The sequence below is a fragment of the Oryzobacter faecalis genome (genome assembly GCF_046764005.1).
Taxonomy (GTDB): domain Bacteria; phylum Actinomycetota; class Actinomycetes; order Actinomycetales; family Dermatophilaceae; genus Oryzobacter; species Oryzobacter faecalis.
The window spans coordinates 14277-39842 of sequence record NZ_JBKOFW010000003.1; the positions used below are offsets into that span (position 1 = coordinate 14277).

General features: G+C 74.5%; 22 protein-coding genes. 12 read left to right on the forward strand and 10 right to left on the reverse strand.

Annotated features, from left to right (window positions below; all coding sequences use genetic code 11):
- Nucleotides 1-45: 45 nt before the first annotated feature.
- Nucleotides 46-831 carry a GAF and ANTAR domain-containing protein gene (locus ACK8HX_RS06760; protein WP_411939912.1) on the reverse strand — a complete coding sequence of 262 codons (786 nt, stop codon included), beginning with the start codon at nucleotides 829-831 and terminating at the stop codon, nucleotides 46-48.
- A 180-nt stretch (nucleotides 832-1011) separates the two neighbouring features.
- On the opposite strand from ACK8HX_RS06760, the gene ACK8HX_RS06765 reads away from it, so the two are divergent.
- From ACK8HX_RS06765 to ACK8HX_RS06810, 10 genes are all read left to right on the forward strand, one after another.
- The gene (locus ACK8HX_RS06765) at nucleotides 1012-1779 is read left to right on the forward strand and encodes a histidine phosphatase family protein (protein ID WP_411939913.1); all 768 of its coding nucleotides are present in this window, start codon (nucleotides 1012-1014) and stop codon (nucleotides 1777-1779) included.
- Entirely contained in the window at nucleotides 1772-2659 is an 888-nt protein-coding gene (locus tag ACK8HX_RS06770) for an ADP-dependent NAD(P)H-hydrate dehydratase (protein WP_411939914.1), read from the forward strand. The genes ACK8HX_RS06765 and ACK8HX_RS06770 overlap by 8 nt, the downstream gene beginning before the upstream one ends.
- A 233-nt stretch (nucleotides 2660-2892) precedes the next feature.
- Nucleotides 2893-3426, forward strand: coding sequence for an ABC transporter substrate-binding protein (locus tag ACK8HX_RS06775; protein WP_411939915.1), 534 nt, complete (start codon nucleotides 2893-2895; stop codon nucleotides 3424-3426).
- Between the two features lie 289 nt (nucleotides 3427-3715).
- Nucleotides 3716-3880, forward strand: coding sequence for a hypothetical protein (locus ACK8HX_RS06780; protein WP_411939916.1), 165 nt, complete (start codon nucleotides 3716-3718; stop codon nucleotides 3878-3880).
- 92 nt (nucleotides 3881-3972) lie between these two features.
- Entirely contained in the window at nucleotides 3973-5061 is a 1089-nt protein-coding gene (locus ACK8HX_RS06785) for a sigma-70 family RNA polymerase sigma factor (protein WP_411939917.1), read from the forward strand.
- Complete coding sequence (locus ACK8HX_RS06790; RefSeq protein ID WP_411939918.1) at nucleotides 5058-5948, forward strand: STAS domain-containing protein; 891 nt, start codon at nucleotides 5058-5060, stop codon at nucleotides 5946-5948. Before ACK8HX_RS06785 ends, ACK8HX_RS06790 begins: the two co-directional genes overlap by 4 nt.
- Nucleotides 5945-6328, forward strand: a complete 384-nt coding sequence (locus ACK8HX_RS06795; RefSeq protein WP_411939919.1) for an STAS domain-containing protein — start codon at nucleotides 5945-5947, stop codon at nucleotides 6326-6328. Before ACK8HX_RS06790 ends, ACK8HX_RS06795 begins: the two co-directional genes overlap by 4 nt.
- Nucleotides 6325-6663 (forward strand): phosphatase RsbU N-terminal domain-containing protein, encoded by a 339-nt coding sequence (locus tag ACK8HX_RS06800; protein ID WP_411939920.1) that lies wholly within the window; start codon nucleotides 6325-6327, stop codon nucleotides 6661-6663. Before ACK8HX_RS06795 ends, ACK8HX_RS06800 begins: the two co-directional genes overlap by 4 nt.
- A complete protein-coding gene (locus ACK8HX_RS06805) occupies nucleotides 6660-8891 on the forward strand; it encodes an MMPL family transporter (RefSeq protein ID WP_411939921.1) in 2232 nt (743 codons plus the stop codon). Before ACK8HX_RS06800 ends, ACK8HX_RS06805 begins: the two co-directional genes overlap by 4 nt.
- Before the next feature lie 180 nt (nucleotides 8892-9071).
- Nucleotides 9072-10382 carry an MFS transporter gene (locus ACK8HX_RS06810; protein WP_411939922.1) on the forward strand — a complete coding sequence of 437 codons (1311 nt, stop codon included), beginning with the start codon at nucleotides 9072-9074 and terminating at the stop codon, nucleotides 10380-10382.
- Between the two features lies 1 nt (nucleotide 10383).
- Here ACK8HX_RS06810 and ACK8HX_RS06815 read toward each other — a convergent pair whose 3' ends face one another.
- The 6 genes from ACK8HX_RS06815 to ACK8HX_RS06840 all read right to left on the reverse strand — a co-directional run bounded on the left by ACK8HX_RS06815 (nucleotide 10384) and on the right by ACK8HX_RS06840 (nucleotide 20014).
- On the reverse strand, nucleotides 10384-13605 hold the full coding sequence (locus ACK8HX_RS06815) for an AfsR/SARP family transcriptional regulator (RefSeq protein WP_411939923.1): 3222 nt from the start codon (nucleotides 13603-13605) through the stop codon (nucleotides 10384-10386).
- 71 nt (nucleotides 13606-13676) lie between these two features.
- Nucleotides 13677-14354, reverse strand: a complete 678-nt coding sequence (locus ACK8HX_RS06820) for a DUF3159 domain-containing protein (protein ID WP_411939924.1) — start codon at nucleotides 14352-14354, stop codon at nucleotides 13677-13679.
- A gap of 99 nt (nucleotides 14355-14453) precedes the next feature.
- Entirely contained in the window at nucleotides 14454-17735 is a 3282-nt protein-coding gene (locus ACK8HX_RS06825; RefSeq protein ID WP_411939925.1) for a heavy metal translocating P-type ATPase, read from the reverse strand.
- A 206-nt stretch (nucleotides 17736-17941) separates the two neighbouring features.
- Nucleotides 17942-18148: a heavy-metal-associated domain-containing protein gene (locus ACK8HX_RS06830; RefSeq protein ID WP_411939926.1), complete on the reverse strand. Its 207-nt coding sequence runs from the start codon at nucleotides 18146-18148 to the stop codon at nucleotides 17942-17944.
- A 77-nt stretch (nucleotides 18149-18225) separates the two neighbouring features.
- Nucleotides 18226-19677 (reverse strand): MFS transporter, encoded by a 1452-nt coding sequence (locus tag ACK8HX_RS06835; RefSeq protein ID WP_411939927.1) that lies wholly within the window; start codon nucleotides 19675-19677, stop codon nucleotides 18226-18228.
- A 106-nt stretch (nucleotides 19678-19783) separates the two neighbouring features.
- Nucleotides 19784-20014 (reverse strand): cation transporter, encoded by a 231-nt coding sequence (locus tag ACK8HX_RS06840; protein WP_411939928.1) that lies wholly within the window; start codon nucleotides 20012-20014, stop codon nucleotides 19784-19786.
- A 184-nt stretch (nucleotides 20015-20198) separates the two neighbouring features.
- On the opposite strand from ACK8HX_RS06840, the gene ACK8HX_RS06845 reads away from it, so the two are divergent.
- Complete coding sequence (locus tag ACK8HX_RS06845; protein WP_411939929.1) at nucleotides 20199-20648, forward strand: VOC family protein; 450 nt, start codon at nucleotides 20199-20201, stop codon at nucleotides 20646-20648.
- A 70-nt stretch (nucleotides 20649-20718) separates the two neighbouring features.
- Nucleotides 20719-21126 (forward strand): four-helix bundle copper-binding protein, encoded by a 408-nt coding sequence (locus tag ACK8HX_RS06850; protein WP_411939930.1) that lies wholly within the window; start codon nucleotides 20719-20721, stop codon nucleotides 21124-21126.
- Between the two features lie 243 nt (nucleotides 21127-21369).
- On the opposite strand, the gene ACK8HX_RS06855 is transcribed toward ACK8HX_RS06850, so the two are convergent.
- From ACK8HX_RS06855 to ACK8HX_RS06865, 3 genes are all read right to left on the reverse strand, one after another.
- Nucleotides 21370-22266: a F510_1955 family glycosylhydrolase gene (locus ACK8HX_RS06855; protein ID WP_411939931.1), complete on the reverse strand. Its 897-nt coding sequence runs from the start codon at nucleotides 22264-22266 to the stop codon at nucleotides 21370-21372.
- The gene (locus ACK8HX_RS06860; RefSeq protein ID WP_411939932.1) at nucleotides 22263-22850 is read right to left on the reverse strand and encodes a DUF305 domain-containing protein; all 588 of its coding nucleotides are present in this window, start codon (nucleotides 22848-22850) and stop codon (nucleotides 22263-22265) included. The genes ACK8HX_RS06855 and ACK8HX_RS06860 overlap by 4 nt, the downstream gene beginning before the upstream one ends.
- A gap of 63 nt (nucleotides 22851-22913) precedes the next feature.
- Nucleotides 22914-25463 carry a heavy metal translocating P-type ATPase gene (locus ACK8HX_RS06865; protein ID WP_411939933.1) on the reverse strand — a complete coding sequence of 850 codons (2550 nt, stop codon included), beginning with the start codon at nucleotides 25461-25463 and terminating at the stop codon, nucleotides 22914-22916.
- Nucleotides 25464-25566: the final 103 nt, after the last annotated feature.

Sequence of the window (25566 nt, forward strand, 5' to 3'; positions counted from 1 at the left end):
ATGTGCCCGCTACGGACGGGCCGAAACACCGTGCGCCGCTGGGTTTCAGATGGTGGGGGCTCCTCTGCGCTGACGCCGCGAGGGAACCTCTCCGGTGTCAGCCACCCAGCGAGCGATGTCGACGAGCTTGCGGTTGCTGTCCTGACTGGCCACGCGCAGCAAGGCGAAGGCCTCCTCCTGTGTGATGCGTAGGCGGCTGATGATGACCCCGATCGCCACACCGATGTCGCGGTTGCTCCCCAGGGCGATGAGAAGGTTGTCAGCGCGGTCGTTCGCCAGGTGCGCCGAGACGAGCAGAGAGCACTGGGTCGCCAAGACGAGCCCGCGCGCGACGTCGTCGTCGTCGAAGGCGTGCGGGCTGCGAGAGTAGAGGTTCAGGGCGGCATCGGCGTTCTCGTCCCCGAGGAGCGTGAGCTGGTAGGCAGCGACACTGCTGATGCCCAACCGGGCCTCGACCTCCTGACCGTACTCCGTCCACCGCGCGTCCCCCGCGACGTCGCCGGTCACGTACACGTGGTCGTCGGTCGCGGCCGCCAGGCAGGGGCCTTCGCCCAAGCGGTACTGGAGGTGGTCGGCCTCGAGGGCATCGGCGTGCGAGGACGCCACGGTGCGGGGGCGCCCCGCTCGTCGAACCAGGGTGACACTCGCCATGTCGGCAGCCTCGATCACGTCAGAGGCGTGGCGTACGAGCGTCTCGAGCACCTCGAGCGCGTGGCCCTCGGCGATGTCACGCCGGGTGCCGCCGACGAGGTGGGTCACGAGTCCCATCAAGGTGTCGAGCGGGCTGGCGTCGTCGTCTGCCGCGCCCTGAGAAGGAACCAGCTCGGTCATCGCTCCATTGTTGCAAGGAGCCACGATGACGGGCCGCGAAGGCAGCGCATGGCGAGGTCGGTCGTGGCGGCCGCTCACTTGGCGGCCGCCCGTCCGGGCACGACGGGCACCGGTGGGCTCGAGAGGAGCTCGCGCCCGGCTCGCCGGCGTGCGGTGCCGCGGACGGGGTAGGGAGTGCTCATGGCGGCCTCGACGCTCACTGAACTGGTCCTGGTGCGGCACGGCGAGAGCGTGGGCAACCTCGCGGCCTCGGCGGCGAGCGCGAAGGGGCTCGCTCGCCTCGACCTGTCCTACCGCGACCCCGACACCCCGCTGTCGGAGAACGGCGCGTCGCAGGCGGCCGCGCTGGGCCGTCACCTGTCGGGGCTGCCGGAGCGCGAGCGCCCGGACGTCGTCCTGTCCTCTCCGTACGTGCGGGCGACGAGCACGGTGGAGCACGCCCTGGCGGCGTTCGCGGGCACGGTCCGCACGCTGTCGGACGAGCGGCTGCGCGAGCGCGACCTCGGCCTCTTCGACGGGATGACCGGTCGCGGCATCACGGAGGAGTACCCCGAGGAGGCCGAGCGGCGGGCGGCGATGGGCAAGTTCTACTACCGGCCCCCGGGCGGCGAGAGCTGGACCGACGTGGTGCTGAGGGTCCGCAGCCTCCTGGGGGACGTCCGGCGGGAGCACGCCGACGCCCGGGTCTGGGTCTTCAGCCACCAAGCGGTCATCATGGCCTTCCGCTACGTCCTGGAGTCGCTGTCCGAGAAGGAGCTCCTCGCCGCCGACGCCGACACCCCCCTCGCCAACTGCTCCCTGACGACCTACCGGCCCGGCGCGGACGGCCACCTCGAGCTCGTCGCGTACGGGCAGGTCGACCACGTCGAGTCCTCGGCCGCCCGGACGACCCACGAGGAGCCGCTCGCCCCCAGCGACCCGGCCGGACAGGAGCAGGGCCGTGGATGACCGTCCGGACGGGGCGGATGTCCTGACCGCCGGCCTCATGCGGGGCTGGCCGCTGCCGGACCCGGGTGGCGACAAGAACGCGAAGGGGCGCCTCCTCGTCATCGGGGGCAGCGAGTCGACGCCCGGGGCGGTGCTCCTGGCGGCGGAGTCGGCCCTGCGTGCGGGCGCCGGCAAGGTCCAGGTCGCCACGACGGCGGCCACGGCGACACACCTCGGCGTGGCGCTGCCGGAGGCCCTGGTCGTCGGGCTGCCCGCCGTGACCGGGGGCATCGCGGCGTCCGCCGCTCCCCGCCTGCTGGACCTCTCCGCCGACGTCGACGCCGTCCTCGTCGGGCCGGGACTCACCGACCCGGAGGCGGCCTGCGCGCTGCTCGAGGGCGTCGTCCCCCACCTCGACACCGCCCTCGTCGTGGACGCCCTCGGCACCGCGTTCCTCAGCGCACACCCCGGCGGCCTGAGGCACCTCGCGCGACGGGCCCTGCTCACCCCGAACGCCACCGAGCTCGCCGAGCTGACCGGGCTGCCCGAGGACCGGGTGTGCCGTGACGTCCTCCACGCGACCCGCACGGCGGCCCGGATGACCGGGGTGACGGTCCTCGGCGGCTCGGACGACTCCTTCGTCGTCGAGGCGTCGGGCCGGGCGTGGTGGTGCCGGCCGAGCCCGCCCGGCGCGGCGGTCGCCGGGTCGGGCGACGTCAAGGCCGGCATCGTCGCGGGCCTCGCCACCCGCGGGGCGCCGCCCGCACAGGCCGCCGCATGGGGCGCCTTCCTCCACACGCGGGTCGCCGAGGTGCTCACGGCGTCGGTCGGACAGGTGGGGTTCCTCGCACGGGAGATGCCGCCGCTGGTCCCGCGGGTGCTGGCCGAGGTCCGTGCCTGAGCCCCCCGGATGGCGGACGCCTTGGTGCCCGGTCCATGACGCGGCCGCCAGGGCCCCTGCGTTCCCGGCGAGCTGCGAGCCCCGCACGGCTGCGACCTGCGCGTCGCGGCCGGTCGCGTCACGACGGGCGGACGGGCGCGTCGTCAAGGGTGACGGGACACCAGAGGGTCACGCGCCCCACCCGTCGGGAGAACGCAACGACGACCGGACCACCGTCCGAAGAAGGAGCTCTCATGACGAAGGCACGACTGATCAGCGCGGGGACCGCCCTGGCCCTCACCGGCGCACTCTGGGCGGGGCCCGGAGTGATCTCGGCGAACGCCGCACCGCCGCAGGCGCTGGCGGCAGCCCAGCCCGCCCAGACGACGCTGCCCGTGACCGGGACGCTCCCGGACGGGACGCAGTTCACCGGGGCGCTGAGCAACCTCACGACATCGGTCGTCGACGGGGTCCTCACCCTGTCCGGCACGATCACCGGCACCGGCCTGCCGGCCGGTGGGACCACGTTCACCGCTCCGATCCAGGACCTCGCCGCCACCGACGGCTGCCGCATCCTCACCCTGGACCTCGGGCCGCTGAACCTCGACCTGCTCGGCCTCGTGGTCGACCTCTCCCCGATCTCCCTGGACGTCACGGCCGTCCCGGGAGCCGGCAACCTGCTCGGCAACCTCCTCTGCGCGGTCGCCGGTCTCCTCGACGGGCCCGGCGGGGCCCTCAACGGGGTGGTGGCGTTGCTCAACCGGCTCCTCACCGGACTCGGCCTCTGAGCCACGGCGCCACGGGCCGGCGGGGTGGCCAGGACCTCCCCCGCCCGCCCGGCCCCGGCGGCTCCGGCCGCCGGGGCTCCCCGCCCGGCGGCCGCCCCATGCGGTACCTCGTCCTCCTCGCCCCCGCCCTCGTGATCGGGGTGCTCCTCGCGCTCTCACGCATCGAGGCATGGGCTGCCGACACCCGGCCGACGCCTCCCGGAGGGCCGCGGAGCGGACCCCGCGCCGGGACCCCACGACCGCCACCTCGACCAGCACCCACGCGTCACCGCCGGAAGGAGCGCCGCCCATGAGTGGCCAGGACGACCTGTCCCCGTTGGAAGCATCGACGGGGGAGGAGCAGCCGCTGCCGCACGACCCTCCGCCGCCTCCGGGGTGGGAGGACCCCATCGAGAGTGCCGAGATCCTCGAGGATCCCTCGACCGCCTTCGGGGGCGACACCGACCAGCAGTAGCCCGGCGGCGACCCGTGCCCGGCCGCCCTCCGCGACAACGTCGCTGCAGGCTGGAGGCCTGCGGGCCCCCGTGGCGCGTAGTGTCGCGAACTGTGAGCGGACAGGCCGCCGCGGAGCCGCGGGAACCGGGCATCGATGGCGAGCAGGTCGCCGCGCTGCTCCCGATGCTCCGGCGGATCGTCGCGGCCCGGGTGGGTTCTCACCCCTCGGCGGAGGACCTCGTCCAGGAGGCGCTGGTCAGGGTCCTGGACGCCCGGGACCGCATCGAGCCGGGAATGCTCGAGCCCTATGCCATCACGACGGTCCGCAACCTCGTCGCGACCATGTGGCGGTCCAAGGACCGCGACGACCGCAACCTGCACCGCGCTCTCGACCCGACCGAGCCCGAGCGCGCCGACCAGGCCGTGGTCGTCGACGAGGAGCGCGTGGCGATGGCCCAGGCCGTCGCGCGACTCGACGACGAGGACCGCGCCTTCCTCCTCGCCCACGACGTGGAGGGGCAGGGCACGGGGCCGCTGGCCGAGGCGAGTGGCTCGACGGCCGGTGCCGTGGCCGCCAGGCTCAAGCGCACCCGAGCCAGGCTGCGCGTCGAGTACCTCCTGGCGCTCAACCACGTCGAGCTCCCCACGGACCGGTGCAGCCCGGTGCTCCTCGCGGTGTCCGCGGCCGACCGCCGGCGACAGCGTGAGGTCGACGCCGCCCAGCACCTCCTCGAGTGCGAGGTGTGCGCCTCGCTCGCCGAACCCCTGGCGGCCCGGGGACCGACGCGCGACGACGAGGTGACGATCCCGATCGAGGCCGATCCCGACATCGTGACGGCGCGCAAGGCCGCGCGCGAGATGGCCTCCCGTGCAGGGCTGGAGGGCACGGACCTGACCCTCATCGCCACCGCGGTGTCGGAGGTCTCCCGCAACATCGTGCGGTTCGCGGGGTCCGGGGAGGTCGTCATCACCCTCGTGGCGGCGCCGGCACCGGGGGTCCGCGTGGTCGCGAGGGACGCCGGCCCGGGCATCGAGGACGTCCCGCGTGCCCTCACCGACGGCTACAGCACGTACCACGGCCTCGGGCTGGGCCTGCCCGGCGCCCGGCGGCTCATGGACGAGTTCGACATCGTCTCCGAGCCCGGGCGCGGAACCACCGTGAGCATGACCAAGTGGACCGACAGGAAGGCACGACCATGACCGACGGGACACCCCAGGGGCACCCGGAGGGGGGCACCCTGCTGGAGGAGCAGCTGCTCCCCGAGCTGGTCGCCCACCTCCGCGAGCACCGCAGCACCCTGCGTGACCAGTGGGTCTCGCGGATCCGCGACGCCCACCTGCTGCAGGCGATGACGCCGCAGGAGATGGGTGCCGAGACGACCTCCGTCTACGACAACTACGTCGAGGTCCTCGAGACCGGCAGTGTCGAGGCGCTACAGCACTACGCCCGGGACCTCTCGGAGCGGATCATCCCGCGCGGCGTCGAGACCCACGAGGTCGTCGGCATCGTCCTCCTGCTGCGCGACGTGCTGGCCCGCTCCCTGTTCGAGAAGTACCAGCGCGACTTCGCGCTGCTCAACCGCATCCTGGACGCGTACGAGCCCGCGGCGAACCGCATCGCCAACACGGTCGCGGTCAGCTTCGTCGACGAGCGCGAACGGGTCATCCGCCAGCAGCAGGACGCGATCCGCGAGCTCTCGACCCCCGTGCTCCCGGTGCGCGAGCGACTGCTCATCCTCCCGATCATCGGCATCCTCGACAGCGAGCGGGCCCGCCAGCTGACCGAGCAGCTGCTCGGCGGCATCCGCACCCACCGGGCCAAGGTCGTCGTCATCGACATCACGGGCGCCCCCGACGTCGACCAGACGGTCGCCAACCACCTCGTGCAGACCGTCGACGCCTCGCGCCTCATGGGCGCCAGCGTCATCATCACGGGCCTGTCGCCGAAGATCGCCCAGACCCTCGTCACCATCGGCGTGGACCTGAGCAAGATGAACACCATCGGCGACCTGCAGGGCGGCCTCGAGGAGGCCGAGCGGCTCCTCGGCTACCGCGTCACGCGGACGGAGGTGGCAGACCTCTCGTGAGCAACGGACCCGCTCTCGTCTCCATCCTGCGCCAGGGTGACACCCTGGTGGCGTCGATCCACACTGCGCTGGACGACACGGAGATGGTGCGGTTCCAGGACGACCTCGTCCGCCAGATCGGGGAGCACCGTGCACGCGGCGTCATCATCGACGTCGCCGCCCTCGACGTCCTCGACAGCTTCGGCACCCGGACCCTGCGCACCATCGCCGAGATGGCCCGCCTCCGCGGAGCGAACACCGTCATCGTCGGGATCCAGCCCGATGTCGCGTTCGCGATGGTGTGCCTCGGCATGAGCACGGGCGACGTCGCCACCGCGCTCGACCTGGAGGAGGGCCTCGTGCACCTGGCGGCGTCCCGGCGCGGCGGCGGCTCCCGGTGACGGTGCTCGAGGACCTCGTGCGTGACTACCGGACGATCCTGCTCCGGTACCTCTCGAGGCGCGACGAAACGGTGCTGGCCGAGGGCTACGGCCTGGGGAGGAGGGCGCTCGCGGGTGGCGTCAGCGTCATCGACCTCGTCCACATCCACCACCGGGTGGTCGCCGAGCTGGCCGAGACGGACCTGGCCGGGACGTCGGACACGACGCTGGCCGCCTCGGAGCTCCTCGTGGAGACCCTCGCCAGCTACGAGATGACGCGACCCCCGGTCGGGTCGGCCGGCGACGGTGTCGCCGGTCCCGTGGGCCCGGTCCCCCCACGGGAGGCAGGCCGATGAGGACGTGGCGCCGGTCGGAGGCCGGCTGGGTCTCCAGGTCCTACGCGTGGCTCGTCGTGCGCCTGCGCTGGCTGGTGGTGGTCGGCTGGGCCGTGGGGGCGGGCGCCGCCGCCCTGTGGCTCCCGGCGACGAGCGTCAACGCCGACCTCGGCGGGTTCGCGCCGCCGAACAGCCGGGCGATCGCCACCGAGACGGCGTCGGCGCGGGCCTTCGGGTTCCCGGTCCTGTCCCGGACGATGCTCGTCCAGCGCGACCCGGACGGCCTGTCCCCCGAGGCGCAGCGTCGACTGGTCGAACGCGCCGCCGCCGTGGCCAAGGATGAGGTCCGCGACGTCGCACCGATCGCGGCGGTGGTGCCGATCGTCAACGTCGAGGACGTCTTCGCCTCGTCCGAACGGGGCACGACGGCCATCACGTACGTCTTCACCGAACCCGGCACGACCTTCGCCGACGAGGTCACCGCCGCAGAGGAGTTCGCGCGCAACCACGTGCAGCAGCCCGACGACTCGTTCGTCGGGGTCACCGGGACGGTCCCCGGGCAGGTCGCGCAGTCGACCATCCTCTACGACCACCTGCTGCTGCTCGAGGGTGCGACGCTCGCGGTGGTCATCGGGATCGTGGCCCTCAAGTTCCGGTCGCTCGTCGCGCCCCTCGTGGCGCTCGCCACCGCTGCCCTGTCGTACTTCCTCGCCGTCCGGGTCACGAACTACGTCGGGGGGCTCGTCGCCGGGGGAGCGCCCGAGGAGCTGAAGCCCCTCGTGCTGGCGCTCGTCCTCGGCATCGTCACCGACTACGCGATCTTCTTCCTGTCGAGCATGCGCAGCGGGCTCGAAGCCGGCACCGACCGCCGCGCCGCGGCCCAGGCGTCGGCCGCGCAGACCGGTCGGATCGTGCTCGTCGCCGGGATCGCGGTGGCGGCCGGCTGTGCGGCGATGCTCGTGGCCGAGGCCGGCTTCTTCCGGGCCTTCGGACCGGTGCTCGCCCTGTCCGTCCTCGTGTCGGTGGTCGTCTCGCTCACCCTGCTCCCCGCCCTCATGGCCATCCTCGGCCGGTCGCTGTTCTGGCCGACCCGGACGCACCGCGAGCGCCGGCGCCTCCTCGCTCGCGGCGCGGCCCGGGTCCTCACCGTGCGTCTCGTGTCGCTGGTCGTGGGCGGGGCCGTCCTCGTGGGACTGGCGGCCGTCGGGGCGTCGGCCGGCCGCCTCCAGCTCGGGGTGTCCTTCGTCGCCGGCCTGCCCGCCGACAGTGCGCCCGCCCGGGCCGCCGCGGCGGCGTCCTCGGGGTTCGCTCCCGGCATCGTCGCGCCGACCGAGCTCCTCCTGCAGGGGCCCGGCATCGGGAGCGACCCGGAGCGGCTCACCCGGCTCGGGCAGGCCATCGACGACCAGCCCGGGGTCGCGGGGGTGCTCAGCCCGGGGGCGCTGCCCGACGAGGCGGTCCGCGGGGCGCTCGTGAGCAAGGACGGCAACGCCGCCCGCGTCCTCGTCGTCCTCGAGCACGACCCCCTCGGCGCGAGGGCCATCGAGGACCTCGACCGGCTGTCGGCGGCGCTGCCCGCGATGCTGGAGGACGTGGGGCTCGAGGCGGCCCGGTTCGGGTTGGCGGGGGACACCGCCGTCTCCAGGGAGCTCGTGGCAGCCACCGACTCCGACCTACGACGGATCGGCATCGCCGTCCTCGTCGTCAACCTCCTCCTGCTCATGCTCTTCCTGCGGGCCGTGGTCGCGCCCGTCCTCCTCCTCGGCTGCAGCGTGCTGGCCCTGGCGGCGTCCCTCGGCTGCCTCACGCTGCTCTTCCAGGACCGCCTCGGCCACGAGAACGTGGCGTTCTACGTGCCGTTCGCCGCGTCGGTCCTGCTCCTCTCGCTCGGCTCGGACTACAACATCTACGGGGTCGGTCACGTGTGGACCCGGGCCGACCACGTCCCGCTGCGGCAGGCCATCGCCGAACGCGTCCCGGAGACGTCCGGGGCCATCACCGCGGCCGGGATCACCCTCGCCGCGAGCTTCGGGATGCTGGCGATCGTCCCGCTTCGCCAGTTCCACGAGCTCGGCTTCGTCATGGCGCTGGGTGTCCTGCTCGACGCCCTCGTCGTGCGGTCCGTCCTCGTCCCGGCGGTCCTGACCCTCCTCGGACGGTTCAGCGCATGGCCCCGGCGCCTCCGCGGCGGCCAGGGTGAACCGGTTGCCGATCCTCCGCGGGCGACGGGGAGGCCCCTCCCGGACTGATCCGCGGAGGTGACGGACGGCCGGCACGTCACCGGTCGGGCCCGACGCCACCGGGTGCGCCCGGAGGCAGGTGGACAGCCGAGCGACAGAACGGCGCAAGCCCAGCCCCACACCCTGTCCCGGACGGCTGAAAGACGCCGGACGGCACAGCCGGATCCGGCAGGCGTGAAGGAGCACCCGATGTCCACCACAGCGACCCTCGTCACCGACACCTCGATCGCGACACCCGTCACCGGGACTGCGCCCCGGACGGCGCTCTCGCGCCGCGCTGCCCAGCGGGTGGCCGCGGTGGCCACGGCCGCTGCGCTGGCCGGGCTGGGCCTGATGCACTTCGCCCTCGACGGGCTCACCAGCCTCCTCGTCCCGCTCCAGCCGCTCCTCGCCTCGCGGACCGGGGCCTCGCCGTCGGTCCTCTCGCTCGTCGTCGCCGTGGCCCTCGCCGCCGCCTCCCTCCTGCAGCCGCTGTCGGCGCGCCTGGTGCACCGCCACGGAGAGCGTCGCGTCGCCGCCGCAGGGGCGGTGCTGGCCGGTGTCGGGTACGGCGCGGTCCCGGCCGCCGGCAGCGTCCTGCAGGCGGTCCTCGCCGTGCTCGTCGGTGGCATGGGATCGTCCCTGTTCCACCCCGCCGCGGGTGCCCTCATGGCTCGGGCGGCGCGGTCCGGCCGCGAGTCGCTCCCCCTCGCAGCGTTCTCGGCGGTCGGGACGGCCGGGTCCGCGCTCGTGCCGTTCGGTGTCGTCATGTCGATCGACGCCCTCGGCTGGGCCGCTGCCGTCCCCGTGGCCTCGACCCTCGTCGCGCTGACCGTGGCCGTGCGGGCCCAGGTGTTCGGGCCGGCGACGTCCACGGCGACCCACCGCTCCGAGGTCCGCGCCCGGGGAACGCGCCAGGTCCGCCTCGCGGTCGCCGCCGGCGCGATGGTCGCGCTCGCCGGGACCACGGTCGGCGCCAGCACCGCCGTGCTCGTCGCCTCGCAGCTGGGAGGCTCGCACCCGGCGGTCCCGTGGGTCGTCGCGGCCTACTCCGCCTCCGGCGCCGTGGGCGGGATGGCGCTCGCGGTCCTGGCGCGTCGTCACGGCGCGCGCGCCGTGCTCATGGTCGCCGTGGCCCTCGGGTCCGTGGCCGCGGCCGCCGTCCCCTTCCTCCCACTGGCCGGCACCTTCGTCGCGATGGCGGTGGCCGGCGCGGGCCTGTCCGGCTCCCTCCCGCTGCTCGTCTCCCACGCCCGACGCCCGGGCGAGGGTTCGGCCGCGGGAGCCGTCGGCCGGGTGCTCGGTCTCGCCGCGGGGCTCGGGGGTGCCGGGTACGCCGGGGTCGGCTTCCTCCAGTCCGCGGTGGGCTACGGCCCGGCCCTCACCGGCACCGTGGCGGTGGCGGGGAGCGCGGCCCTGGCCTTCGCCTGGTTCCTGTGCCGCAGCGTGGATCCGGCCGACTGCGCCGACCCGCTGCCCACGGCGGCGACGACCTGCTCCGGCGCCGGCTGCGGGTGCTGAGTCAGCCGACCGAGAGCGGGTCCGCCGAGCCGGTGGGCCCGCTCGCCGGTGGGAGCACCGCCGCGAGGTCGCGCCGCTCGACCGGCGTCGCGGGCCGCCGCGCGGTCAGCCGGATCACGGACGCCTCGTCGGCGAGGCGCCGCGCCTCCGTCGCGTCGTCCCGCCGGGCAGCCACCCGGGCGAGCCCCTCGAGGGCGGCGGCGACGAGGGCGCCCTCACCGGTCGACCGCCCCGTCACGAGGGCCTCCTCGAGGCGGTCGGCGGCTCGGTCGAGCTCGCCGTCCTCCTCGTCGCACCGGGCGACGCCGACCACCGCGAGCCCCTGCGGAACAGGTGTGCCGAGCCGGCCGAAGCCTTCCGCGGCCTCGGAGAAGAGGGGGCGAGCCTCGTCGAACCGCTCGTCGCTCCAGGCCAGGAGACCGCGTCCGTACGCGGCGAGGACGACACCCGCCCCGTCGCCGACCTCGTCGGAGGCCTTCGCGGCCCGGGCGAAGGCGTCGAGGGCGCCGTCACGGTCACCGAGGTGGAGGCGGGCCACGCCGAGGTCGGCGAGCGCCCACTGGACGGTGTTGAAGATCCCCGCGCCGGTGGCGACGTCGATCGCCTCGAGGAGGACCCGGGCCCCGTCCTCGTAGCGTCCGAACTGACGCAGGCCCCAGCCGAGGTGGTACAGGATCGCCGAGAGCCCCCACGGGTCGTCGAGGCGGCGGAACGCGGTCGCCGTGGTCGTGCCCGTGGCCACGGCCGTCTCCTCGTCACCGCCCTTGAGGGCGGTCTCCATCCGCACGAAGCCGATGACGGCCCGTCCCCACGGGTCGTCGTCGGTCGTGAACCGCGCCTCGGCCTCGGCCAGGAGACGCCGGGAGCGCTCGGGTTCGGCCCCCGTCACGCCTTCCACGGCAAGAAGCACGCGCGACAGCGCTGCTCGCGACGCATCACCGACCTCGTCGAAGAGCCGCAGGCTCTCGGCCGCCGTCTCGGCGCACCGGGGGCTGGGGTGGACGAGGCAGGCGCGGGGCCGCTCGACGAGCGAGACCGCCTGCAACGCACGGGCCCTGGCCTCGGCACCTCCTCCCTCCAGGCGCAGCACGCGGTCGAGCGTCTCGCGCCCCTCGAGGTGGCGACCCAGGTGCCAGAAGAGTCCGAGCGCCCCGGCCATCGAGAGCGCGGCGTCGGCCTCGTCGTGGTCGACCCACCAGGACATCGCCGCCCTGATGTTCGGCTGCTCGGCCCGCAGCATGCGGAGGGCGTCGCGCTGTCCGTGCCCGCGCAGCCCGTGGTCGCCCTCCTGGGTCACGCGCAGGAAGTGCTGGGCGTGGCGTCGAGCCACGCGGTCCTCGAGGCCCGCGGCAGCCAGCCGTTCCCGCGCGTACTCCCGCAGGGTCTCGAGCATCCGGTAGCGGGTGGTGGCGCCGGGCTCGACGACGAGGAGCGAGCGCTCGACGAGCCGGCCCATGGTGTCGAGGACGGCCGCCGCGGACAGGTCGTCGTCATCGAGGACCTCCTCCGCGGCCCGCAGGGTCCAGCCGCCCCGGAAGACCGAGAGGCGGTCGAAGACGGTTCGCTGCGTCTCGTCGAGGAGCCCGTAGCTCCAGTCGACGGTGGCGCGCAGGGTCTGCTGGCGCGACTCGGCCGTCCGCGCCCCGGCGGTCAGCAGCTCGAAGCGACGCCCCAGGCGCGTGGCGATCTCACCGGGTGACATGGTCGAGACGCGCGCAGCGGCCAGCTCGATGGCCAGCGGCAGCCCGTCGAGGGCCCGGGCGATCCGGGCCACGGCCCGGAGGTCGTCCTCGGGCAGGACCATCCCGGGCCGCAGCATCCGGGCCCGCTCGGCGAACAGGGTCGCCGCCGGGTAGCGCAGGACGTCGGCGGCGGGGGTGCCCTCGGGGGGTACCGCGAGGGGGTGGACGAGCAGCTGGAGCTCGTCGGGCACCGCGAGCGCCTCACGGCTGGTCGCGAGCACCGTGAGCCCTTCCGAGCGCCCGAGCAGCTCGTCGACCAGCGTGGCGACCGCGTCGACGAGGTGCTCGCAGTTGTCCACGAGCAGGAGGACCCGGCGGTGCTCCAGGAACCGCGCGAGGCGGACGCGGACGTCACGCTCGGCGGCGGCGCCGTCGAGGGGGACGCCGAGCGCCTCGGCGACGGTCGCGGGGACGTGGGTGGCGTCCGCGACGGGAGCGAGCCGCACGCCGACGGCGCCGTCCGGGAACGCGTCGCGCGCGCGGATGGCGCCGGCCAGGGCGAGCGAGGTCTTGCCGGCGCCTCCCGGGCCGACGAGGGTCACCAGCCGCTCGCTCGTGAGCAGTCCCTCGAGCTCGGCCAGCTGCTCGTCACGACCGAGCAGGGGCCGCGCGACCGTGGGCAGCGACCCCGGGGCGTCCCGCACCTCGGTCAGGCGGCTGCGGGCCGGCCCCGGCAGGCCGCCGGGAAGGAGGGCGGAGCCGCCGGTGGGCCCCGCCAGGGCCGCATCCTGGCGCAGGACCTGCTCGTGGAGCGCCCTCAGCGACCCGGAGGGCTCCAGACCGAGCTCGTCGTCGAGGACGGTGCGGGTGCGGGTGAACACCTCGAGGGCCTCGGCCTGCCGCCCACCGCGGTACAGCGCCGTCATCAGCTGTCCCGCCAGGGCCTCGAGCGTCGGGTCGGCCGCCACGACCGGCTCGAGGTCGGTGGCGACCTCCGTGTGCCGTCCCAGCGCCAGGGCCAGCTGCGCCCGCTCGGTGAGGGCGGCCAGACGCAGTCCGGTGAGCCGCGAGGCCTCCTGTCGCGCCCACGCCTCGGTGGGGAAGTCGGCGAGTGGCTCACCGACCCAGAGGGCCAGTGCCTCGTCGTAGACGGCGAGCCCGACCTCGGCCGCGTCGTCGCGGGGACCCGCCGCCGCGTCGCGTGCGCCACGCAGCATGGTCGCGAAGCGGGCGGCGTCGATCGCCTGTTCGTCGACGTCGAGGCGGTACCCGGCGTGGTCGCGCGTGACCGGGGGGACCCCGTGCGCGGTCAGCGCCCGGCGCAGCTTCGACACCCGGATCTGCAGGGCGTTCACGGGGTCGACCGGCAGCGACGTCTCCGACCACAGCCGGTCGATCAGCGTGCTCGCCGGGACGGAGCGCCCCGGTGACAGCAGGAGCAGGACGAGGAGGGCGCGTTCCGCACCGCCGGGCAGCCGGGCGGGCTGACCGTCGACGAGGATCTCCGTGGGTCCCAGCAACCGGAACCGGACGTCGTCCACTCACTCTCCGCTCTCGAGCCGTGGGGGCCATGCTTCCTCGCCACGAGCGGACCGGCAATGGTCCTGGTGGGTCAGGCGGGTGCCTGCCCTGCCGGCTCGCGTCCGTCGGCTGCGGTCCGTCGCAGGACGGCGAGCGTGACCATGACGCCGACGATCGTGAGGGGCCACCCCAGGGCGATCTTGGCGAGGGCGAGGAGCCCGGCCTCGTCGGCACCGTAGAGCAGGCTCCCGACGCCCGCCCGCAGGGCGTACACCGCGGACCAACCGAAGGTGAGGGCCGCGAAGGCCCGGCGGAGCCGGCGGTCACGTCGCCAGGCCGTGCCGGTGCGGAACAGCCAGGCGTGGATGACGCCGACGAGGGGCCGACCGGTGAGGACCGACACGGCGAACGCCACGGCCCAGGCCGCGTCGACCCAGATCCCGGGCCGGAAGAAGTCCCGGGCCTCGCCGGACGCCGAGGCGAACGCGGTGGCGACCGCGAGCCCCACGATGCCGCGGAGGGCCTGCTTGAGCGTCTCCCTCCGGACGAGGCGCACGAGGACGAGCGCGAGGCCCACGGCGCCGGCCGCGACGACGGACCATCGCAGGGCCACGGTCGCGGGCTGCGTCGTCCGGGCGAGGGCGTTGGTCGCCACGAAGACGATCGGGGGCAGGGCGCCGTCGAGGGCGCCGCGCCAGCCGCCCACGAGGGCGGCCAGCCGGGTGTCGGAGAGTCGGAGGGGGAGGGCGGCGGCGGTGTCGGTGCTCACGGGGGGTGCTCCTGGGGGACGGGCGAGGGTGGGTGGGGGGACGGTGGCCGGGCCGGCGACGGCCGGTGCGGCCCGCGGTTGCGCGGGCCGCACCGGCGGTCAGCGCGCCTCGACGGTGAAGGGCACGGTGAGCACCCGGTCGTCGGCGGTGCGGAACTGGCCCCACAGCCGGTAGGTGCCGGCGGTCGGGAACTCCGCGTGCAGCCCGAGCTCGGGCCCGAACGCCTGGCCGGGGAGGGCGAACACCGGGCGGCCGCGATCGTCGCTCACCTCGGCGTGCTCGTGGGCGAAGGTCGAGGCACCCTCGCGCATGACGACGACGTGACCGGCGGCCGCGAGGAACGGCTGGAGGTCGTCCAGCGGGGTGCCGCTCGCGGCGTCGCTGAACCGGAGGTGGAGGTCGCTGGGGGTGCCGACCTCGGCGTCGCCGACGAGCTCGACCCGGACGCCGTCGACGACGACGCTGCGCGGGCCGGCCACCACCGGGGCGGCGGGCGGGGTGTCGCCCACCACGCTGACGACCTGGCGCTGGTGGACGTCGGTCATCTCGCCCCGACGGCGGACCTCGGTGTTGACGACGTACTCGCCGGGCGTGGGGAAGGTGAGCTCGACCGCGAGCTCGCCCGGGCGGCCGGTGGGCTCGGGGTGGACGTGGCTGAAGCTGCCGAGGTCGCTGCGCGTGGCGATGAGGTGCATCCACGCCTCGTGGCCGCGGGTGAGGTCCTCGACGGGACGTCCGTCCGCGTGGACCACCGCGGCGAGGACCCTGGTCGGGACGCCGGCGCGGATGCCGTCGGGCACGGTGAGCCGGACCTCGACGCCGGCCTCCTCGGCCTCGACCGGAGGCGCCTCCGCGGTCATCATGACGCTCATCGAGGGGCGCATCGGCATCCCGGCCGACTGGACCCACGCGAGCGTGCCGTTCATGCCGCGCTCGGCGAAGTCCATCCGGCTCACGGCGGTGAGCGCGGCGCCGATGCCGAGGGCGGCCACGCCGATGCCGACGAGGTAGGCGTACTGGCCGACGGCCTGGCGCAGCGGCGGGTGGAGGATCTCCTCGACCGAGGCGGGCCGGCGGAACCGGCGCAGGCGCAGGGCGTTCGTCAGCACGCTGACCGAGCTCATGACCATGGCCGCGGAGGCGAGGACCGGGTCGAGCAGCAGCCCGTTCCAGGCGTACAGGGCGCCGGCGGCGACGGGGATGAGGAGGACGTTGTAGCCGAAGGCCCAGGCGAGCCCCTGCTTCATCGTGCTCACCGTGCGCCGGGAGAGCGCGATCGCCGAGACGATGCCGCGCAGGTCGCCACCGACGAGGGTGACGTCCGAGGCCGCGATCGCGACGTCGGCGCCGGTCCCGATGGCGATGCCGAGGTCGGCCTGGGCGAGCGCGGCGGCGTCGTTGATGCCGTCGCCGGCCATGGCGACGACGTGCCCCTGCGCCTGGAGGGCCGAGACCTTGGCCGCCTTGTCGGCGGGGAGCACCTCGGCGAGGACGTGGTCGATGCCGACCCGGGCGGCGACGGCGCGGGCGGTCGCGGCGTTGTCGCCGGTGATCATCCACACCTGCAGGCCCAGCGCGTGCAGCTGGGCGATGGCCTCGGCCGACTCGGGCTTGACGGTGTCGGCAACCGACACCAGGGCGGTGGCGTCCTCGTCGACGGCGACGAACATCGGGGTCTCCCCGCGACCGGCGGCCTCGTCGGCGACGGCGGCCAGGCCGCCGACGTCGATGCCGTCACGCTCCATGAGCGCCCGGTTGCCGATGCGCACCCGATGCCCGGAGACGACGGCGTCGAGCCCGTGGCCGGGGACGGCCTCGAACGCGTCGAGCGGGGGCAGCTCGAGACCGAGTTCGCGGGCGTGGGCGACGATCGCCTGGGCCACGGGGTGCTCGCTCGCGGCCTCGGCGGCGGCCACGAGCGCCAGCACCTCGCGCTCGTCGTGCCCGTCGAGGGTGTGGACCGCGGTGAGGGCCGGTCGGCCCCGCGTGATGGTGCCGGTCTTGTCGAGGACGACGGCGGTCAGGCGGCGGGCCTGCTCGAGGGCCTCGCCGTTCGAGATGAGGATTCCCAGCTCTGCGGCGCGACCCGTGCCGACCATGACGGCGGTCGGGGTGGCGAGGCCGAGGGCGCAGGGGCAGGCGATGATGAGGACGGCGATCGTCGTGCTGATCGCCATCGTGAGGTTCTCGGTGCCCGGCCCGAACACGGCCCAGGCGGCCGCCGTGAGGAACGCCGTGAGGATGACGAGGGGCACGAAGACGGAGGAGACCCGGTCGGCCAGGCGCTGCATCGGCACCTTGGAGCCCTGGGCGTCCTCGACGAGCCGGATGATCTGCGCCAGCGCGGTGTCGTCGCCGACGGCGGTGGTGCGGACGAGCACCGAGCCGGTCGTGTTGATGGTCGCGCCGATGACGCCGTCGCCCGGGGCCTTGTCGACGGGCAGGCTCTCGCCGGTCAGCATGCTCTCGTCCACGGTCGTCGTGCCGCTCTCGACGACGCCGTCGACCGGGATCTTCTCGCCGGGTCGGATGCGGACGACGTCGCCGACGACGACGTCCTCGACGGGGATGTCGGTCTCGATGCCGTCGCGCAGGACCAGCGCGGTGCGTGGTGCGAGGCCGACGAGGGCGGTGACGGCGGCGGCGGTGCGCTTCTTGGCCCGCCCCTCCATCCACTTGCCGGCGAGGACGAGCGCGATGATGACGAGGGAGGTCTCGTAGTAGACGTGCAGCGGGAGGCCCCAGGACTCGGCGAGGCCGGGCCACAGGGTGACGAAGGTGCTGTACCCCCACGCGACACCGGTCCCCAGCGAGACGAGCGTCGTCATGTTCGTCGTGTGGTGCTTCGTCGCGGCCCACGCCGAGGCGTAGATGCTCCGCCCGGCCCAGAACTGGACGACGGTCGCGACGACGAGGATCGCCGGCATCAGCCAGTCCATGGTGTCGATGTAGAGGGGGACGTACATCAGGCCCATGAGGCCGAGGCCCGTGGCGAGGGCGACCTGCCAGCGCACCTTCATCCGGGACAGCTCACGGTCACGGTCGTCGGCCTCGGGTCCGCCGTCGGTGGCAGGGCGTGCGGGGGCGGGCGCAGTCGTGTCGCCGACGTGCTTCGGGGTCGCGGTGTACCCGGCCCTCGTCACCGCCTCGGTCAGCTGCTCCAGGCCCACGAGCGCCGGGGTGAAGGTCACCGAGGCGACCTCGGTCGCGAGGTTCACCCGCGCGTCGGAGACGCCGTCGAGCTTGTTGAGGGCCTTCTCGATGCGCCGCACGCACGACGCGCAGGTCATGCCCCCGATCTGGAGGGTGCACGTCTCGGTGGCCGCGATCGACTCGGTGTCGCTCGGGGCGATGGTCGTGGTGGTGGTGCTGGTGGTCATGCCGGCTCCTCGATGGGTTCGGTCGGGTCGTGGACCACGGTCGGGCCAGGCACTGTCCGGCCCCTGTCCGCCCCGTGTCCGGGCCGGACCGGGCCGGACGGTCACGGACGCGACCGTGCGCCCCACGTGGGCCTTCGAACCGGACCCACCCGTCGCAGGGTGGTGGCCGGGCCCCTTCGGCTCGCCGTGGGGCGCACGGTGGGTGCTCAGGAGCGCAGGCTGTAGCCGGCCTCCTCGACCGCGGTACGGACGCTGTCCGTGGGGACGACGCGGTCGGCGGTGACGACGAGTGCCCCGGTGGTGAGGTCGACGCCGACGGCGGTCACGCCCTCGATGGCGTCGACCTCCTCGGTGACGGAGCGGACGCAGTGGTCACAGGTCATGCCGACGACGGTGTAGGTCTGGCTGTTCATGGCGGTGGTTTCCTTCCTTGAGGGGGTGCCGGCGGTCGCCGGCGGTCGACGACGGGTGTCGTGACGTCGGGTGGGTGTCAGCCGACGGTGGCCGGGGCCGGCTCGTCCGCGACGGTCGTCGCAGGACGCGGGGTGCGCAGCCAGGCGGCGGCCAGGGCGGCCCCCGCGACGGCGATGGCGGCAGCACCGACGAGGCCGGCGGAGAAGCCGTCCGTCAGGGCGGTGGTGTCGGCGTGGTGGCCGGCGCCGAACGCGGCGGCCACGACGGTCATGGCGGCCAGCCCGAGGGCGGAGCCGACCTGGTAGCTGGTGTTGACGATGCCGGAGGCGAGGCCGCCCTCCTCGGGGGCCGCCGACGACAGGGCCAGGCCGAGCGACGGGATGAACGCCATGGCCATGCCGGCAGCGGTGACGAGCGACGCCGGGAGGACGTCGACGGTGAAGCTGCCGTCGGGGCGGATCGCCGCGAGCCACAGGAGACCGGCGCCGAGGGTGGCGAGGCCGGCGACCGTCATCGCCTTCGGGCCGAAGCGACCGATGAGACGCGGCGCCACCGCGATCATCCCGACCATGATCGTGACCGTCAGGGGCAGCAGGGCGGCACCGCTCGCGAACGCGCCCAGGCCGAGCACCTGCTGGAGGTAGAGGTTCACGAAGAAGAACATCGGGATCCACGCCGCACCGAGCATGAACTGGGCGGCGTTGGCGGCGGCGAGGTTCGGGGTCCGGAAGATGCCCAGGCGCATGAGCGGCTGCGCCGCACGGGCCTGGCGCCACACGAACAGCGCGAGGAGGGCAAGGCCACCGAGGCCCGTGGCGAGCGTCGTGGTCGAGGTCCAGCCCGCCTCGGGCGCGCTCACGACGCCGAACACGACCGACGCCAGCCCACCGGTGACGGTGGCGGCTCCCACGAGGTCGAGCGAGCCGCGGCGGGTGGCTCCCTTCGGCATCGCTCCCGGCGTCAGCGCGATGACCGCGACGGCGAGGGGGACGTTGACGAAGAAGACCCAGGGCCAGCTCGCGTACTCGGTGAGCACGCCACCGAGGAAGACGCCGGCGGTGCCGCCGGCCGGGGCCGCCGCGCCATAGAGCGCGAGGGCCTTGGTCAGCTCCTTCGGCGAGCCGCCGAAGATCGTGAACAGGAGGGTGAGCGCCGACGGGGCGATGAGCGCCGCCCCGGCGCCCTGGACGGCCCGCCCGACGAGCTCGACGGTGACGGTGTCGGCCAGGCCCGCCGCGAGCGACCCCACGGCGAGGACCGTCCAGCCGGCGCCGAAGACCCGTCGCGCCCCCAGGAGGTCCGAGAGCCGGCCGCCGAGGAGGAGGAGTCCGCCGAAGGCGACGACGTAGGCGTTGAAGACCCAGCTGAGGTCCTGGGGGGTGAAGCCGAGGTCGGCCTGCATCTCCGGCAGGGCGACCCCGATGATCGACGTGTCCATGATGACCATGAACTGCGCGGCGGCGATGAGCCCCAGGGCCAGCCAGCGTCGGCTGTTCGGGCTCCCCGCGGGGGATGGGGTGGGGGTCATGGTGGTCTCTTTCGTGACGATGGCCGTGGGTCGGCCGGTTGTCGTCACGGTCCGCGGACGGCCTGTTCGGGCACTGTCCGGGTTCTGTCGGCCCTGGTCCGGCCGGTCAGGCGCTCACGTCGGCGGACGCGTCGCCGACGACGCGCGCGTCGATGCCGCTGCGCGCCAGCACGTCGAGGACGTCGGAAAGGGTCATCGAGCCGTGCAGCCGCACGAGGTGGCGGTCGGCGTCGGCGACGACCCGCTCCACGCCGGGGACGTCACGGAGGCGCGCGGTCACGTCGCGCACGCAGCCGCGGCAGCCCATGCCCGCGACGAGCAGGGTCAGCTCAGGCATCTGTCCTCCTGGTCGGATCTTCGGTGTGCTTCCACGGTGCGACGAGGCGCTGTCCGGGCGCTGTCCCCCGGAGGGTGCGCCGGCGCGCCGCCGGTCGCACGTCCCCCGTCCGGGCGCGGACAGGGACCGGACAGCGACCCGGCCCACGCTGGCGGCCACAGACGTCCCTGAGAGGTGGAGACCGATGACGACAACCCGAGCACCCGGCCGGGTCCTCCAGATGAGGCTCGTCGTGGAGGCGGCCGACTACGACGAGGCGGTGCGGTTCTACCGCGACGTCCTCGGCGCACCCGAGGAGCTCGTCGTCCACGGCGACGCCGGCGAGAAGGTCACGATCCTCGACGTCGGCCGCGCCACCCTCGAGATCTCCAACCCCGAGCAGGTCGCGATGATCGACCGGGTCGAGGTCGGACGGGCCGTGAGCCCCCACCTCCGGGTCGCGTTCGAGGTCGAGGACGCCGACACCGTGACCGCCGAGCTCGCTGCCGCCGGGGCCGGCGTCATCGCCCCGCCGACGAGGACCCCGTGGGACTCGCTCAACGCGAGGGCCGAAGGCCCCGCCGGGCTGCAGCTGACGGTGTTCCAGGAGCTCGGCGCGGCCGGCTTCCTGCATGGTTCCACCCGGACGGGGTAGCGATCACCGCAGCCACGGCATCCGAGTGTCGACGACCCCGTCGGCCGCCGCCTCGGCGAAGGAGTCCGCCATGCACACCGTCGACACCATGCTCGAGGCGCACCCGCAGGGTCCGGGCGCCGCCGACCGGGCGACGCTCGCCGACTGCATCCGCGCGTGCCTGGAGTGTGCCCAGGCGTGTACGGCCTGCGCCGACGCGTGCCTGGCGGAGGAGATGGTCGCCGACCTGGTCCGCTGCATCCGCAGCGATCTCGACTGCGCCGACATCTGCACCGCCACCGCCGCCGTCCTGTCGCGGCAGACGGCGACCGGTGCCGACGTCACGCGTGCGCTCCTCGAGGCGTGCGCGCAGGCGTGCTCCACGTGCGGCGCGGAGTGCGAGAGCCACGCGTCGATGCACGACCACTGCCGCGTCTGCGCCGAGGCGTGCCGGCGATGCGAGGCCGCGTGCCGCGCGCTGCTCGCCGCCGCCGGCTGAGCGGACACGCCCGCACCTGTCGAGATGCGGGACCAGGGGGACCGTCGTCCCCGACAGTGCGGCCGTGAGCGACCACGAGCCGTCCGACGCTGCTCCGCGCGCCGCGCCCACCGCCCCGCGCGGGGCGCCGACCCGCGGCGCACGACCGGGTGCGCTTCGCCAGGGCCTGACGCAGTGCGGCTGGCACACCCAGCAGCGCTCGGCGTCCGGCCCGACCGAACGCCCGGGCGGCCGGGGACCGCGTCAGTCGGCCACCGGGTCGCCCGCGCGCAACGGCTCGAACGGGGCGCCGGCTCGCGACACGAGGAGACCCTCCTCCGCGAGGACGATGATCTCGAGCTCGGTGGTGCTGCCGCTGGCCACGAGGGCGGAGGCGCCCGGCGCCACGAGGTCCTCGGTCCGCCACGCCGTCCCGGTGGCGTCGGCGAGGTGGATGCCGCCGTCGGCGGTGAGGGCGATGACCGCGTTGTCGGCCCGGCTGACGAGCGCCGGTGCCGGGGATCCCGGGACGGCCGACCAGGTCCGGCCCGCGTCCGCCGAGACCATGACCGACGACTCGGTGCCGGCGACCACGTGCGGGTCACCCGCCGCGCCGGTGAGCGCCAGCGGCTCGAAGCGGGTCCCGACCTCGCTCCACGTCCGGGCGTCGTCCGTCCGGCGCAGCGCGCCGTCGTAGCCCACCGCGCCGTCGCCGGCGGCGGTGAGGGCGTGGAAGTCGGACTCGCCTCCCCGGGACAGCGCCGTCCAGGTCTCGCCGCCGTCGCGGGTCTCGATGAGCCCGACGGGCTCGGGGAGGTCGACGCCCGGCTGCGGGTGCCCCGACGCGTAGTAGTGGCCCGGGCCGACCACGGCGAACCCCATGAGGTCGACGGCCGGCCCGACGCGGGTGAAGGTGCCCCCGCTGGCGCGGTGCAGGCCGGTGTGCGTCGCGAGCAGCAGGTTCCCTGACCCCGGGTCCTTGCCCAGGCCGTGGACGTGGCCGAGCGAGACCGGGACCTGCAGCGCCGTCCGGGCCTCCGCGGGCGGGGCGGTCTGCGCCGCGGCCCCGACGGCGTCGTCCTCCGGGGAGCCGGAACACCCCGCTGCGGCGAGGAGCACGGCGGCGCTCAGGGCACCGGCGGTGGGGAGCGTCCGCCTCACCGCAGGAGGTCCTTCATCGTCGCGATCTCCTTCTGCTGCCCGTCGATGACGGCCTGCGCCAGCGTCCGGACCTCGGCGTCCGTGGTCGTGGACAGCACGTCCCGGGCCATGGTGACGGCGCCCTCGTGGTGGGCGACCATCATCGTGAGCCACTGCCGGTCGAACGCCTCACCGGTCGCGGCCTCTAGCTCGTCCATGTCGCCCGTGCCCATCATGCCCGGCATCGAGTGGTCCATCGAGCCACCGGTCGGGGCGCCCCACGACGTGAGCCACCGCCGCATGGTGGCGATCTCCGGGTCCTGGGCCTGACGGATCTGCATCGCGAGGCGCCTCACCTCGGAGGACGCCTGCGCCTCCTCGCGCAGCGCGAGGTCGGCCATCTCGATGGCCTGCTCGTGGTGCGGGATCATCATCTGGGCGAACATCACGTCGCCCTGGGCGGCCGACGACGGCGCCGATGACGCGGAGGACGTCATGCCCGGCATCGACGAGTGGTCCTGGGTGCTGCCACACCCGGCCAGCGCGGCCAGGGCCAGGGTCGCGGCGAGAGCGGTACCGATGGTGCGGGCAGGGCGGGACGGCATGGTTCCTCCGGGTGGCGGGAGCAGGGGACCCACCACCTTGCCCGGCTCACCCCGGCATGCCGCTCAACGTCGTGTGAAGGTTCGATGAAGGCGGCCCGAGAGCATCGGGCTCTGCCAGATGCCGGGTCGAGGCACCCCTGGAGGGACCACGCGGAAGCGGCGCAGCCGGTTGGCGTTGGCGACGACGGACAGGGAGGACAGCGCCATGGCCGCCGCCGCGATGACCGGGCTGAGCCGCAGCCCGAGCAGCGGGTAGAGCGCCCCGGCGGCGACCGGGATGCCGAGGCCGTTGTAGACGAACGCGAAGGCCAGGTTCTGCCGGATGTTGCGCATCGTGGCCCGCGACAGGTCGATCGCCGTCACCACCCCGGAGAGCGCCCCGGAGATGAGGGTGATGTCGGAGGACTCGATGGCCACGTCGGTGCCGGTCCCGATGGCGCAGCCGATGTCGGCCTGGGCCAGGGCGGGCGCGTCGTTGATGCCGTCACCGACCATCGCCACCACCCGTCCCTCCGCCTGGAGCCGAGCGACCTCCGATGCCTTGTGCTCGGGCAGCACCTCCGCGACGACCCGGTCGATGCCGACCTGCCGCGCGATGGCCCGTCCCGTCGCGCGGTTGTCGCCGGTCATCATCACGACGTCGATCCCGCGCCGCCGCAGGGCGGCGACGGCAGCGGCGGAGCCGTCCTTGAGGGTGTCGGCGACGGCGACCACCCCGGCCGGGCGGCCGTCGACGGCGACGAGCATCGGGGTCCGGCCGTCCGTCGCGAGCACCTGCGCGGAGGCGAGGAGGGACCCGGTCGGGACGCCGGCACCGTGGAGGAGGCGCTCGCTGCCGACGAGGACCCGTCGGCCCTCGACGAGAGCCACGACGCCCTGACCCGTGACCGACTCGAAGTCCCGGACCTCGCCCTCGTCGAGGGAGCGTTCGCGCGCGCCCGCCGCGATGGCGGCGGCCAGGGGGTGCTCGGACAGCCGCTCCACGGCGGCGGCGAGGGCCAGCACCTCGTCGGCCGCGAACCCCTCGGCGGGCACCACGTCGGTCAGCGCGGGCTCCCCCCTGGTGATCGTGCCGGTCTTGTCGAGCACGACGGTGTCGATGCGGTGCGCCGTCTCGAGCGCCTCGGCCGAGCGGATGAGGATGCCTGCGGTCGCGCCCTTGCCGGTGCCGACCGTGATCGACAGCGGGGTCGCCAGGCCCAGCGCGCACGGGCAGGCGATGATGAGCACCGAGACCGCGGCGACGAGCGCGAGGACGACTGCCGGCGGCGGCCCGACGAGCGTCCACGCCACCGCACTCCAGATCGCGACGCCGATGACGGCCGGGACGAAGTAGCTCGAGACCTCGTCGACGAGGCGCTGGATCGGCGCCTTCGATCCCTGGGCGGCCCGGACCATCGCGATGATCTGGGCGAGCACGGTGTCGGCGCCCACGCGGGTCGCCACGTAGCGGAACGACCCCGTCCGGTTGATCGTGGCTCCGATGACGGCGTCACCGGCGGACCTGGTGACCGGGATCGGCTCACCGGTGACCATCGACTCGTCGACCGAGGACCGGCCCTCGACGACCTCGCCGTCGACCGGGAGCTTCTCGCCCGGGCGGACCAGGACCACGTCGCCGACGACGACCTCGGCGACCGGGACGTCGAGCTCCTGCCCGTCGCGGGCCACCCGCGCAGTGCGCGGCTGCAGGCCGATGAGGGTCCGGATGGCCTCGCCCGTGCCGGCCTTGGCCTTCGTCTCGAGCAGGCGTCCGAGGAGGATGAGGGTGAGGATGACGCCGACCGCCTCGTAGTAGACCTCGCGCACGTCGGGAGGCAGCAGCCCCGGGGCCAGGGTGACGACGAGGCTGTAGCCGTAGGCGGCGACGGTTCCCAGGGTGATGAGGGAGTTCATGTCGGCGGTGCGGTGCGAGAGCGCGAGCCAGCCCGTCCGGTGGATCGGCCACCCGGTGTAGAGGAACACCGGGGTGACGAGGGCGAGCTGCAGCCAGCGGTTCATGAGCGCCTCGGGCACCCAGGAGACCTCGAGGAGCTCGGTGAGCATCACGGCGAGGGCCACGGGGGAGGTCAGGGCGGCCCCCACCAGGACACGGCGGCGGAGGTCGGCGATCTCCGCCGCACGCTCCGCGGCCTCGGGGTCCCCGGCCTCGGTGTCGGGGAGGGCCGCGGCGTTCGTGGTCGTGCGCACCGAGCCGGGTGGCGCCGCGGGAAGCCGCTGGGGCCCGCCGGCCTCGCCGGCCGCGACCACGAGGAGCCGTCCGCGGATCATGTTCATCCCGCACGTGAAGGCGAGCTCGCCGGGGGTTGCCGGCGGGAGGTCGACCGCCGTCGTCTCGTACGCGGGCAGGGTCCGGTTGACGCCGAGGTCGGGGAAGACCACCCGCGAGGAGCAGTCACCGGACTCCTGGCGGTCGAAGAGCACGCGGACCGGCAGGCCGGCGACGACCTGGACGACGTCGGGGGTGTACCCCCCGCGGACGGTGACCCTGACGACCTGGAGCCCGTCCTCGACGGTGGCCCGGCGCGTCGTCCTCGGCCCGAAGAAGTACCAGCCCGACAGGGCGGTCAGCGCGACGGCGACGGCGACCACGGCGATGCTCGACCCGTTCATCTCGGGCTCCCTTCGCGGCTCCCGGGTACCCCCGGGTGGTATCACCGTAGGGCGGTGCCATGACGGGGGCCCGGTGGGTACCGTGAAGATCCGATGAAGGCGG